The following is a 13,279-nucleotide window of genomic DNA, read 5'->3' on the forward strand; positions in this document are numbered from 1 at the left end:
GAAAAATAGCGTTTAATCTTATTGTATTGATTTTATATTGAACCGACTATATATAAGGTATAATGAATGCTTGTGTTTGCCAGCAATATTTTTATTATTCATGTTTATTAAAATAATTATGAATAATCTTTGATTAATCAAAAATCAAATTAACCCTTAAAAACTATTAATTTTTGAATAATGAATGAGTCATCATTCAGGTATCTCAATAGGTACAATGTCTCTATTGAGGTGATATTTTTTATCCGACAGTTGGACTTACTATGAGTAAAAATAACGCAATTGATTTAGATAACTTAAACGTAGATGAACTACGTGCCATCAGCGAAAATGCACAGCAGCTTATTGCCAAAAAACAGCATCAGCGTTTGTATGATGCTTATATGCAGTTTGAGCAAATTGCAGAAGACAGCAACGCGACGATTGAAGAGATCTTAAAAGCTGGTGAAAAACTAGAGAAAAAACGCAGTATTAAGTATCGCAATACTGATAACAAGGAAGAAACTTGGACTGGTCGCGGACGTAAACCAACGTGGTTGGTAGAAGCGCTAGCAGCAGGTCGTGACCTTGAAGATTTTGCTATCTAATTAGGCTATCCAATTAGATAGTTTCGAGTCTTAACACAGTACGAGACGGAGCTTATCAGTCTTATGGATAATGGTTTATTTACAATCATTTAGTCATAAGCACTGAAGCTTTGCAAAATAAAAAAGCCAGTATCTCTATTGCCAATATTTTGGTAAAAAGATACTGGCTTTTTTTCTGTCATCTATAGGTCATTGTTTGTTATGATAATGACGTTTTTGTCTTATATAAGAGTTGTGCAACCGTGGCCCAAGTATCTGAGTTGTCTCATAAGCGTCCCCGCAAGCTTTGGTGGCTGATCGGATTTGTATTGTTTGCCTTATTTGCTGTATTGCAAATGCCAGCGGCATGGCTAATCCAAAAGTATGCACCCAATACGCCTTACGTGCAGCATGTGTCTGGCAATGTATGGCAGGGCTCTGCTATTTGGCAAATTCCTCTATCATCGACACCGCTCACAGGGATGGCCGAATGGTCATGGCAGCCATGGCAACTGCTCACAGGAAAGCTTGGTGCCGATGTGACTATCAACTCAGAGCAAACGAGGTTAAACGGACAGGTAAAACTGGGTTTAAACTCATGGCAAATCGATGATATGAGCGGAAAGATTGCTCCTGAGACTTTGGCAAGTATGGTTGATTGGCAACTGCCTAACACACCCATTCAAGTCAATGGCGTTTCGTTAAAGCGTCAGTCTAGCGACAATGCATCATCGGAATCAGCTGAGAATGAGTCTGCTAAAAATGCGGCGGGATTTAGTGAAGCTGATGGTCAGTTGACCTGGGTTGGCGGTGAAGTCGGCTATCCGAGTGGCGGTAAGGTTTTTTATATTACTATGCCTGCATTGCGAGCTGAGCTGAGTGCTGAGCAAAAGAACAATAAAAACCTGCTGCATATCAATCTATTGAATAATCAAGATAAGCGCTTGGGCGATCTGTATATAGACGGGAACAATATGCTAGATGTCAGTCTGACTCAGCGCCTACTAGAAAACATGCCTGAATACAAAGGGCAAGCACCGCAGGACACACCAGTCGTTAGTGTGCGCCAGCCGCTGCTAGCTGGTTTGGGGGTGCCCTAAATGTCAAATATTGCTGCCAGCTTAAAGCCTGTCGTGAATACTCTCAATCGTTTTTCAGGGTGGTTGTTGCTACTGGCAATTGCTTGGCTATGTTGGACAGCGGCGCGTCTTTTGTGGTTACTATTAGCAGCGCCCTTAGCACCAGCATTGCCACTAGCCCCTTTGCAAAACAATACAAAGTCTGCCAATGACTATAGTGGTTTGTTTGCGATATTTGCTGATCCTGACCCTATTGCAGCGGCAGTCCAGCCACCACCCAATGTTGAGCTTAAAGGCGTACTACTCGCCATACCGGAGAGCATGTCTTCAGCGTTGCTTAACATTAATGGTGAGGTGAAAAATTACCGAATTGGTGATGGACTAAAAGACAGCGACTATATTCTTGTCGCTGTTGATTGGAATTCGGTTATTATCGCGGATGCCAATGATAAAGAAACCGTGATTAGCATGCCAGATGCTATGCCGCTAGATCAAAGTGACATGCTGGCAGGGGCGGTTAGTAATCAGCGTTTACCGGACAATAGTATGTTACCGACTGCGCCTCAGACACTACAAGATACGCCGCCTGAACCGACAGAGACGAATAGTGAAAGCAGTCCGCAAACGGCGATTGAAGAGGCGGTCACCGCGCTACAAGAAAATCCTGCCAGTTATTTGAGTAGAATGGGGGTAATGGCCTCAGGTGAAAGCTATCAAGTCACCGCAGCGATGCCATCGAAGTTGCGCAATCGACTCGGACTAGAGCCAGGCGACAAAGTGTTGACAGTAAACGGGCAAAACGTGGGCAATAATCCTGCTCAGGATGCAAGCGTATTACAGCAAGTACAGCAAGCAGGCGAAGCACAAATCGAGGTTCAACGTGGTGAGCAAGTTATTACCATCCGTCAACAGTTCTAATAAGACGGACTTTTAGCAAAGAGTGCTCGTTAAAAACTCAGTACATATGACGCAATATCACTGTAGGTAATTATCAATATGGTAAGTTTTCATCAATTTTCAGCCACACCGTTACACCGTATCCTGCCGCGTTTGATGCGCCTGTGTCGTCCTCTTTGCCTAGCGGTACCCTTATGGGCTGCTAGCATGGGCCTAGCGAGTGCTGAGAGCTGGAAGGTCAACTTACAAGATGCTGATATCAAGGCTTTTATTAATGAGGTGGCAACCATCACCGACCAAAACTTTGTCCTTGATCCTCGTATCAACGGCAATGTGACTGTCATCTCGAACAAAGCCTTGTCCCGTGATGAGATTTATCAGCTGTTTTTAAGTGTGATGCAAGTCAATGGGATTGCAGCGATAGAGACAGGTACGACAATCAAACTGGTACCTGACAATGTCGCCAAGCAGTCTGGTGTCGCCGTTGACTTGCGCGGCAATAGTGTCGGTGAGTCGCTCGCAACCCGAGTGATTTATTTAACAAACACTCAAGCAGCAGAAGTATTGGGAGTTATAAGACCTTTAATGCCGCAGTCTGCACATGCCGCCGCTGTGCCTGGTGTAAACGCGCTGGTGCTATCAGATCGTGCTGATAGCCTGAATCAACTCACCGCACTTATCCGTGATTTGGACAGCAACGTCAATGACAGTCTACAAGTGATACCACTACGCCACGTCGATGCCGAACGTATGATGGAGCTAATCAGTGCCTTGGTGGCAAGCGCTGGTAGCGGACAAGCACAAGGTGGTAATAATCAGCTCAAAGTGATTGCTGATTCGTCCAGTGATAGGTTGCTGGTCAAAGGCAGCCCTGAGATGATTGCCAAAGTTCAGGAGATGGTTAATCAACTAGATACCACACCGACAAGACGATTAAGTGGGTTACGTGTCTTTCGCCTAAAGTATGCCAGTGCTAGCCATATTGCCGATATGCTACGAGGCCTTTTGGCCAATCAATCGATTAATAGCGCTGGAGCCACCTCAACGTTAGAGTCCGCTTCTTTAAATGATGCAAGCAGTACAGGGGCAACCATTAACAGTGCGGCGAGTGAGAGTATTGGCAGTAGTAGTACATCAGTTGTGCCTACTAGCAATACAAGTGGAAGCGGTACAGGCGTTGGTGGCCGACCTTTTAGTATCATCGCTGACGAGACACAAAATGCCGTTATCGTCAATGCTGCCCCTGAGCTCATGTTTGAGATTGAAGATGCGGTCAACCAATTGGACAGTCGCCGCGCACAAGTCTTAATTCAAGCTGCTATCGTTGAAGTTTCAGGCGATGATGCAACCCAGCTAGGCGTTCAGTGGGCGCTTGGTAATGCCAATAGTGGCTATGGTGTCGTCAACTTCAATAATGTCGGTGCTAGTGCGACCACTTTGGCCGCTGCCGCATTGGGTGGTAGTGCTGCTGCGGGCGCCGCAGGTATTAGCTCCGCTGCCAGCTCTATCGTTGGTGCATTGGTTGGGATTGGCGATAGCCGAAAAGACAGTCAGGGTAATACGGAATTTTATGGTGCCATTTTGCAGGCACTCGACTCTTCTACCAGTGCCAATCTATTGTCCATGCCGTCTATTTTGACATTGGATAATGAAAAGGCCAGTATCTTGGTTGGTCAAAACGTACCTTTTGTCACAGGTTCTTATACTACCAGTGGTAACAACTCAAACAACCCTTTCCAGACCATTGATCGTCAAGATATTGGTATCAATCTTAACGTTATCCCTCATATTGGTGATAATGGCACCGTACGTTTGGAGGTCTCACAAGAAGTATCTTCCGTCGTACCAGGTACTACTGGCAATGCTAGTGGTTTGACTACCAATAAAAGTCTCATTAATACAACGATTTTAGCCGATGATCAGCAGACCATCGCCCTAGGTGGTTTGATGCGTGACAATAGCACCACACGCCAGCAAAAAGTTCCGGGCTTAGGAAATGTACCAGTGATTGGCAGGTTGTTCCGCTCTGACAATGACAGTACTCAAAAGAGTAACTTGATTATATTTTTACAACCAACCATCTTACGTGATGGCGGCGCGGTCGCCAGTGTCACAGAGCGCAAATTCAATCAGATGCGTGTACTGCAATTGGTCATCGATAAAAATGGTACGATCAAACAGCTCCCGTTGAGCGGAACACAGGGCTGGGATGGTAATGTCGATGCAGACTATGAATTGATGCCGCTCAACCCCCTTATTCCTAAGCGCGATCAAACACCCAGATCAACCTCTCAAGGATTTACCAAGGTAGACAGTCCTAACAATGGTATAACGACGTATCCTCTAAATCGCTAAAACTGTCACAGATTGCTATTTTAATCCACTCATTCCTCTCAATTAGTACAAGCCAATGTACGGTGTAATAAATAAACGTTACATCGTACATTGGCTTGCGTATTCGTAACACAGCTAAACAGAGCGACCGTCGTATTTTACGTATACTAAACTTTAGTGAGATAAAATAGGTATGCATATTTATATCCACAAAATTGGTGCTGTATCAATAGGTAGAGACAGTCATGGCAAATCATAAAAGGGGTAAAAGTTGGCTGGTCTTGGGTGCTGTGGCCACCGCCTTATTGATTATTCCTCGGCGTAGTAGTCGAAAATCCGATAAGGTGACTGACACTAATATCGCAAATTTAAAAAATAAGAATGCTCATCACGGGGATAAGGATACCCAGTAGGGGCGCATAGCGCTTTATAGTGAACGCTGCATCGCTTGAATAAGCTGTTACTACAACCATGTGTATAATATGATGGTTGATAAGGTATTTTGCTAAACACGTTGTTTTTGGAGTGTATTTATGTCTGGTCCTGAGTCATCAAATAGGGTAAATCAAGCCTTGAGCAATTGTTATCCGCTCATTGATACCCATACACATTTTGATGCCCCATTATTCGATAGCGATCGGGCGCAACAGGTTCAAAGCGCTTACCATCAAGGTATACGTCATCTCGTACTGGTTGGTTATCTTTATCAGCATTTTGAGCGTATGTATGACACTAAGCAGTTGATTGATCAGTTATCCAAGCGTTTTGGCATAGACACTGGCGAGCATAACGAGTCTGATTTCTGTACCCATATTGCGCTAGGCTTACATCCTTTTTATATCGAGCAGCATACTGATGCTCATTTGATAGAATTGGCACAAATGGTTGCTGCCTGTCGACCATTAGCCATCGGTGAAATCGGCTTGGATACCTTTACTGACGCAATGAAAGAGCCTGATGTTTTTGATAAACAAAAGCGGTTCTTTGAAGCGCAGCTAGATACCGCTGTGACCCATCAGTTGCCAGTGATGCTTCATATTCGTAAGGCGCACGCCGAAGCGCTCGCTATATTAAAAGCGCATGAATACGATGCTCACACATTGGGCGGTATTGCGCATAGTTTTAGTGGCGGTGAACAAGAAGCCAAGGCATTTGTAAAATTAGGATTTAAGCTTGGTGTCACAGGTCAGGTGACCAATCCGAACGCCAAAAAACTGCGCCGTGCTATTCAGGCCGCTGTGGATACATATGGTATTGAGTGCTTGGTGATTGAGACAGACTGTCCGGACATGACTCCGATTATGTGTCAAAATTCGAATAGTCAGCATTCAGCCGTTGGACAAAGCCCAGACAATGAATGGGAGGCAGCCCACGCACATGATAGGAATATTCCTGCTAATTTGCCTTGGGTATTGTCGAGTTTAAGTGAATTATTGGGTGTCTCACAGGATAAACTTGCTAAGCAGTTATGGCAAAATAGCTGCGATGCCCTAAAAGTAAACTGGGCCTACCCAACATAATTATTAAACTTATACTTAAAAGATGAAGTAAGCACAGTCAAAATATTTAAAAAGAGTATTTAAAAAGCTATGAATGAAACCAGACAAATTGAGCACCCAGTCGTAGAGCCGGTCACTACCGAATATGATAATGTACAAGCTAGCGTAGATGAAAAAAATGAGCAGTATGACCGCCGCTTTCAAGGTACGCGCACGCTTTATGGCACATCAGCTGTCAATACGTTTGCAGCGTCGCATGTTTATATCATTGGGGTAGGCGGTGTTGGTTCTTGGGCGGCAGAAGCGTTGGCACGTACGGCAGTCGGTATGATTACCTTGATTGATTTGGACGTGTTGGTTGCTTCTAATGTCAATCGGCAGCTACCGGCGCTAGACAGTACTTTTGGTCAAAGCAAAATTGAGGCAATGGCGGCACGTATTAAAGAGATCAATCCTCAAGTCACCTTAAATCTCGTTGATGATTTCTTGACAGTCGAAAACGTCGCAGCGCTACTGCCGAGTCGCCATCAAGCGAAAGCAGCCGCTGATCAAGGTAGACCTACTGTAATTTTAGATTGCGTGGATGATATGAATGCCAAGCTGGCGATTGCCCTACATTGCCGTTTTAATAAATTAAAGCTGGTCTGTGCAGGCGGTGCAGGTGGTAAGATAGATCCAAGTCAAATAAGAGTGAGCGACTTGCGTGATAGCTATCAAGATCCATTGCTTGCCAAATTGCGTAATAAGCTGCGCCACGAAAAAGGCATCAATAGCGCGCTAAAAGAGAAGTTCGGTATCAAATGTGTTTATTCTACCGAGCCACCACGAGTAGATAAGAGCTGCCAAGCAGGCGGATTACAATGTGGTGGTTATGGGTCGGCAGTGGTCGTCACATCGGTGGTCGCAATGATTATGGTCAATGAAGCGTTACAATTATTGATAAAGCAGACGAATCACCAATCGAGCGTCTAATATTATTTAATGGAGTCGATCTTGTCTATATCTAACTCACCTAAAAGCAGCTACCCAGTAGCGGTAGATGAAGTAGAGCGTATCAACAAGTTGAAAAAATATCAGGTACTCAATGAAGATGAGGAGCCTGCATTTGATCGACTCGTTGCACTCGTAAAGCTGTTTTTTGATGTGCCGGTGGTAACGATCACTTTTATGGATGAGGAAACACAATATTTAAAAGCAGCCTGCAAATTCAACAGTGAGACTGAGAGTGTACGTACCACAACACGTGAAGTAGCCTTTTGTAATTATACGGTTTTATCTAACGAAGTCTTTGTGGTGCCAGATGCATTGGAGGACAATCGCTTTCGTCAGAATCCATTAGTTACAGGCTTGTCTCATTTGCGGTTTTATGCGGGTGCACCGATCATTTTGCATGAGGGCAATAAAAGTTACCGGTTAGGTTCATTATGCCTGATGGATACCAAGCCCAACCATAGCTTTAGTGACCAACAAAAAGAGATATTGGCGCAGTTTGCGATGATGGCAGCAGATGCGTTGAAGCTACAGGATAAAGAACGTGATGCCAAACACGCCAATGAGATGAAATCTAACTTTTTGGCCAATATGAGTCACGAAATACGAACACCAATGAACGGTATTATTGGTATGGTAGAGATGCTAGGTGACACTGAGCTTAGCGCTGAACAGCGAGAGTATGTAGATAACATCAAAGTCTCTAATGAGCATTTGATGGTGATTATTAATGGGATTTTGGACTTATCGAAAGTTGAGTCTGGAAAAATGTATATTGATTCTATCCCACTCAATTTATCTACATTATGTAATGAAGTGGTCAGCCTATTTTCTATTAAGGCACGTCAACGAGGTTTGACGCTAGATTACCATTATACCGAGTCGTTATCACCTTATGTAAAAGGGGATCCAGTACGTCTCAAACAAATCATCGCAAATCTTGTCAATAACGCGATTAAGTTTACTCGTGAAGGCGGGAGAGTGAGTATTGATGTCAAGCATATGAATAATTGCTATCGTGAAAATATTGACAAAAATAGCATGAGGCAGGAGACGTTAGAACGTAAGGCGGATAAGAATATAACCTTATGTATTGAGGTCACAGATACAGGTGTCGGTATAAAAGCTGAGTCATTAGAGGCAATATTTGATGCTTATGGTCAAGCCAATAAATTCACGCATCGCCTCTATGGTGGTACAGGTCTTGGGCTCTCCGTCTGCAAATCTCTTGTCGATCTGATGGGTGGGTATATTTGTGTCGATAGTACCGTAGGCGTTGGTACTACATTTCGAGTGTTATTGCCGCTACCGACTATTGATGAAGAGAAGTACGAAACATGGCAAGACTCTCATGATCTCACAATGGCAGAGCCTAGCCACGAGCGTGCAGGTCATATCTTATTGGTAGAAGATGATACCGTTAATGCCATTATTGCCAGAAAGGCACTGACCAATAGCGGTCATACCGTCACTCATGTGACTGATGGTCAACAAGCGATTGAAGCTTTTGCTTTGTTTCCCAAACGTTATGATGTCATCTTGATGGATCATCACATGCCGATTTTGGATGGTGTACAGGCCACTATTAAGCTGCATGAACTTTATGACCCTCAAGACCTACCACCTATTATCGCTTTGACTGCCAATGCCATGGATGGAGAGCGCGAAAAGTACTTAAAAGTGGGTATGCAAGATTATTGCACCAAACCTTTTAAACAGGAGCAGCTAAACGCTTTAGTGCAATATTGGTTGATACAAAAGCAATTAGAAGAAGAGTAAGTCACAGGTCGTTATCATGATAATTGCCATGACAATGACTATTAAATATTAGGCGCGACTAACTAAATACTAGGCGCTACCAAACGTTAAAGGCGACTATGCGACAATAAATACAGCCGCTGTAAACACAAAAAAGCTTAACCGCTCTATAAACGGTTAAGCTTTTTTATTAGTAATCAACACAACAATCTCAGCGATCAATCACGCTTATCGCGCTATTAGTTTACGCGAGTTTGATAGTCACCCGTACGCGTATCAACACGAACGATTTCACCTTGCTGTACAAATAGCGGTACACGTACCACGGCACCAGTTTCTAGCTTAGCGGGTTTACCACCGCCGCCTGAGGTGTCACCGCGTACACCAGGATCGGTTTCTGTGATTTGTAATTCAACAAAGTTAGGCGGCGTTACTGATAAAGGTGTGCCATTGAACAAAGTAATGGTGCATAGAGCATTGCTGTTCTCTTTTAACCACTGTATCGCGTCGCCCATCGCGTTTTTGTCAGCTTGAATCTGCTCAAAGCTTTCAGGGTGCATAAAATGCCAAAACTCGCCATCGTTGTATAGATAGTTCATTTCGGTATCCATCACATCAGCCGCTTCTAAGCTGTCGCCTGATTTGAATGTTTGCTCCAATACTTTACCACTACGAAGATTACGCAGCTTAACGCGGTTGAATGCTTGACCTTTACCAGGCTTAACAAACTCGTTTTCAAGAATGGCACAAGGGTTGCCATCCAGCATGACTTTTAGACCAGCTTTAAATTCATTAGTAGAAAAACTTGCCACAAGAGACTCCTAGGGGTTGTAGATATGGTAGTAGATAGATATGAGGCTGACTGTACCAAAAGTTGCTGCCAAGCCAAGTGCTTACGTATTAGCGGTATACTTTGATAGGGTAGACACTAAGGGCGTATAATATCCGATTTTGGGCACAGGTAGTAGGCTGTCATGATAAACCATTTAATCACACAAAAAAACTGGCAAACGCAATTATCGGAAGCCATTACCTCTGTTGACGAGTTGCTCAGTCTCCTAAAACTCGACTCACTACGCGCAGACGTCTATGTGCCGAAGCATTTTGTGCTGCGTGTGCCGCGCGGCTTTGTGGCAAAAATGACTGTGGGCGACCGTGATGATCCTTTACTAAAACAAGTCCTACCAGATAAGCGTGAGCAGATTGCGGTCACTGGCTATGTGGCGGACCCGTTAAGTGAACACAGCCAAAACCCTGTCAAAGGAATGCTGCACAAGTACCAATCAAGAGTATTACTGACGATTACTGGAGCGTGCGCGATTCATTGTCGTTACTGTTTCCGTCAGCATTTCGACTATAGCGCCAATATGCCAACTGCTGATGCAAAAGAAAATATCATCAACTATATCAGCGCGCATCCTGAAATCAATGAAGTGATTTTGAGCGGGGGTGATCCTTTAAATGTGACCAATAGACGTTTATTTGCATGGTTAGATACTTTGGAATCTATTCCGCAGCTGACGACAATTCGACTGCATACTCGTCTACCGCTGGTTATTCCAGCCCGATTGGATGACGCACTATTAGACAGACTGTCTCAAAGTCGTTGCCGTCTCGTGATGGTCATTCATTGTAATCATGCCAACGAGATTGATGATCTGACAGCAGAGTACCTTCAACGTGCTCGCGCAGCTGGCGTGACGATGCTAAATCAAGCAGTACTATTAAAAGGTGTTAACGATAATATCGATGCTCAGACAGAATTAAGCCAGCGTTTGTTTGTTTGTGGCGTACTACCGTATTATTTGTACGTATTGGATAAGGTGGCTGGTGCCGCGCATTTTGATAATGACGAGCGGTCGTCAATTGAGCTCTACTGGTCGTTATTGGCAGCATTACCGGGATATTTGGTACCCAAGTTGGTCAGAGAACTGCCGAATAGACCTTTTAAGGTGCCAATTGATATTTACAAACATATTTAATGCAGGCAATATAGGGGTGCAGAAAAAACCTGTTAAAAAGAGACGATTGTTGATAAAAATTGGTCAGTGACTGATTTTTTATAAGAAGGGGGTCACGGTATCAGGCATTATATTGATAGAACGCCTAAAATATATTGTCTAACAATAAAACGTCTATCGTTCATACCCATAGCCTCTTTAAAACAATACACAGTTTGCATGCTTTTTACCTGATATTGCTCTACTTTGTGTGGTTGCATATTGCCTCTTGTCAACTTACTCAGAGTGACCAACAGTGAGTAGGAATACTGATGATAACTTTATCTAAGTTTCAAGAAAACCTTTCTTCCAAAGAGCCACTACCAACGCCAAACCAATCAGGGAGCGGCCAAGAGCATCATTTGCTCAAACTATTGACAACGCTATCTTCACAAACCCAAGAGCAGCAAGCTGAGCACTTAGAAAAAGTTCTCTCCGTATTATGCGAGGCCAACATAGATGAGCTTCAACGCCTTAAACTGATGACGGCTGTGAGCGATGCTTCAGATCGGTTGATTGCCACGTTACGACAGCAGTATATTTATGAAACAGGCGCGCTGAGTGAGGTGCAGTTGGGTTATGTGGCTCAAGTAAAATCCTTGCATTATTTAATTATTTTGGCTTATGACAAGGTTGTACGTCGTCAAGAATTAATATCAAACAGTCAGCCAAAAAATATTTTAAAGAAAGGTTTTCCGCGCTATTTTAATACTAATAAAAAGCGCGCCAATACGCTTACGGTTGCCATTTATCAGTCGCTACTGAGGTACCACAAGCTATTGTGTGAAGAGGCACTTTGCTATCGCAAGCCATCAGATTATCTCTGGTCGAGAATTAATCAGCTGTATCATCTCGCTTATCAACAGCGTGTGTCTCATCTCGATCTGAATCGAGAAACAGTGACACCTTACACAAATAGTATTCATCAGCTTTATTGCCAAATATGTTTGCATAGTTTATTGAATGTATGTGCCATGCGTCGTCCTAATGTTCTATTGGTACAACGTTTATTGCATGAATGGTCTCATTATATTGTTGCGACAATAGAACCAACGACGGAAACACGCGTGTTCGTAGATTTACAGAGTGATAAACCACCAACGTATCTAACGCCCAACTCTGAGATAAATCCCTATGAAGATCGCTATGACTGTTTGTTTTTAGAGCTGACTCCTATGGTGCAGTATTTTAATTCACGTAGGCAGCTATCCACTGAGAGCAGTAATGTGGGGATAGGACACGGTCTGTTGAATACAATATCAATGACAGTCAGTTATCGTTATCTACAGCCACAGCTCACGCTGCCTACTAAATATAGTCTCAAACACCGTGCGAGCTTAATCGCTGGTTTTAACAGTATCCACCACCATGTTGGTGACTCAAGCAGCTTTGCTAGCTTGATAGCAATAGACGAGTTATCCATAGATGAGCGCCCTCGTTATGACACGTTTAATGCAGAGCAAAGCAGTAACAGCGCGTTAGACATAGAGGTGTTTGACAGCCATGACAGTCTGTCATTATTTCGTACACTGCGATTGGTGCCAACAGTAGATGTCTTGAATGAAGAGCATGTTGGAGAGGAGGCTCTTGATATGGATATGATAGATGGCGAGCTTGTTACAACCACACCGCCATCATTACATATCATGAGTTTGTTCTTACTCTGTCAACCTGATGTGACAGAGCAGCCTAATCGGTCAATAGGGGTGGTGCGTTGGCGGCATTTTGATACCAAAGACAAAGAGGTTGAATGGCAATTGCTTGGTCATCAGATTGTGGCATGTGGGTTGCGCTTGGAAGGGAGGGACCCACAGAAGCATTGTTTTGTGCCAGCGCTGATTCTGGGTAAGGATGAGCAGCTGCAAACCATGAGTTCGCTGATTGTACCTTCGTCTTACTTTCAGCCTGATGATAGAGTCATCATGCGTATCAGCAGCAAACAAACCCATTTACGTTTGGGGCGTAGATTGATGATAACTGAAGGGTTTAGTCAATACGAAATAGCAAAATAATGTCTATTCATGTATTTATAGTGAAACCATTATAAAAATGGTATAGCAAGATTAAACGCTATTTTTCGCAGCCTCTGGAGACGCAGTCACAGCAAGCAAGAAAAGTAGCATTTAGTCGAGCGCGTTTCCTATGCTGTATCAATT

10 protein-coding genes are annotated in these 13,279 nt (G+C 43.6%); 9 read left to right on the top strand and 1 reads right to left on the bottom strand.

Annotation, left to right across the window (positions count from 1 at the left end):
• Positions 1–263: 263 nt before the first annotated feature.
• The 7 genes from AS194_RS11310 (at position 264) to AS194_RS11340 (ending at position 9,144) form a co-directional block, all read left to right on the top strand.
• Complete coding sequence (locus AS194_RS11310) at positions 264–587, top strand: H-NS family nucleoid-associated regulatory protein (protein ID WP_058025603.1); 324 nt, start codon at positions 264–266, stop codon at positions 585–587.
• 242 nt (positions 588–829) lie between these two features.
• The gene (gene gspN / locus AS194_RS11315; protein WP_058025604.1) at positions 830–1,666 is read left to right on the top strand and encodes a type II secretion system protein N; all 837 of its coding nucleotides are present in this window, start codon (positions 830–832) and stop codon (positions 1,664–1,666) included.
• Positions 1,667–2,563 carry a type II secretion system protein N gene (locus AS194_RS11320; protein WP_058025605.1) on the top strand — a complete coding sequence of 299 codons (897 nt, stop codon included), beginning with the start codon at positions 1,667–1,669 and terminating at the stop codon, positions 2,561–2,563. It abuts the gene before it with no gap.
• Positions 2,564–2,641: 78 nt separating this feature from the next.
• Positions 2,642–4,897, top strand: a complete 2,256-nt coding sequence (gene gspD / locus AS194_RS11325; protein WP_058025606.1) for a type II secretion system secretin GspD — start codon at positions 2,642–2,644, stop codon at positions 4,895–4,897.
• A gap of 512 nt (positions 4,898–5,409) precedes the next feature.
• On the top strand, positions 5,410–6,396 hold the full coding sequence (locus AS194_RS11330; RefSeq protein ID WP_058025607.1) for a TatD family hydrolase: 987 nt from the start codon (positions 5,410–5,412) through the stop codon (positions 6,394–6,396).
• A 69-nt stretch (positions 6,397–6,465) separates the two neighbouring features.
• On the top strand, positions 6,466–7,347 hold the full coding sequence (locus tag AS194_RS11335) for a ThiF family adenylyltransferase (RefSeq protein ID WP_058025608.1): 882 nt from the start codon (positions 6,466–6,468) through the stop codon (positions 7,345–7,347).
• Between the two features lie 21 nt (positions 7,348–7,368).
• Positions 7,369–9,144, top strand: coding sequence for a GAF domain-containing hybrid sensor histidine kinase/response regulator (locus AS194_RS11340; RefSeq protein ID WP_227511643.1), 1,776 nt, complete (start codon positions 7,369–7,371; stop codon positions 9,142–9,144).
• Between the two features lie 218 nt (positions 9,145–9,362).
• Here AS194_RS11340 and efp read toward each other — a convergent pair whose 3' ends face one another.
• Positions 9,363–9,935, bottom strand: coding sequence for an elongation factor P (gene efp, locus AS194_RS11345; RefSeq protein ID WP_058025610.1), 573 nt, complete (start codon positions 9,933–9,935; stop codon positions 9,363–9,365).
• Between the two features lie 162 nt (positions 9,936–10,097).
• On the opposite strand from efp, the gene epmB reads away from it, so the two are divergent.
• On the top strand, positions 10,098–11,105 hold the full coding sequence (gene epmB, locus AS194_RS11350; protein WP_058025611.1) for an EF-P beta-lysylation protein EpmB: 1,008 nt from the start codon (positions 10,098–10,100) through the stop codon (positions 11,103–11,105).
• Between the two features lie 290 nt (positions 11,106–11,395).
• Positions 11,396–13,135, top strand: a complete 1,740-nt coding sequence (locus AS194_RS11355) for a hypothetical protein (RefSeq protein ID WP_058025612.1) — start codon at positions 11,396–11,398, stop codon at positions 13,133–13,135.
• The last annotated feature ends 144 nt before the right edge of the window (positions 13,136–13,279 follow it).

It is taken from the genome of Psychrobacter piscatorii, from assembly GCF_001444505.1.
Lineage (GTDB): Bacteria > Pseudomonadota > Gammaproteobacteria > Pseudomonadales > Moraxellaceae > Psychrobacter > Psychrobacter piscatorii_B.

Excerpts from the sequence above, each read along its gene's own strand:
- AS194_RS11310 (WP_058025603.1), top strand. The coding sequence starts at position 264 with ATGAGTAAAAATAACGCAATTGATTTAGATAACTTAAACGTAGATGAA.
- AS194_RS11320 (WP_058025605.1), top strand. The coding sequence starts at position 1,667 with ATGTCAAATATTGCTGCCAGCTTAAAGCCTGTCGTGAATACTCTCAAT.
- gspD (WP_058025606.1), top strand. The coding sequence starts at position 2,642 with ATGGTAAGTTTTCATCAATTTTCAGCCACACCGTTACACCGTATCCTG.
- AS194_RS11330 (WP_058025607.1), top strand. The coding sequence starts at position 5,410 with ATGTCTGGTCCTGAGTCATCAAATAGGGTAAATCAAGCCTTGAGCAAT.
- AS194_RS11335 (WP_058025608.1), top strand. The coding sequence starts at position 6,466 with ATGAATGAAACCAGACAAATTGAGCACCCAGTCGTAGAGCCGGTCACT.
- epmB (WP_058025611.1), top strand. The coding sequence starts at position 10,098 with ATGATAAACCATTTAATCACACAAAAAAACTGGCAAACGCAATTATCG.
- AS194_RS11355 (WP_058025612.1), top strand. The coding sequence starts at position 11,396 with ATGATAACTTTATCTAAGTTTCAAGAAAACCTTTCTTCCAAAGAGCCA.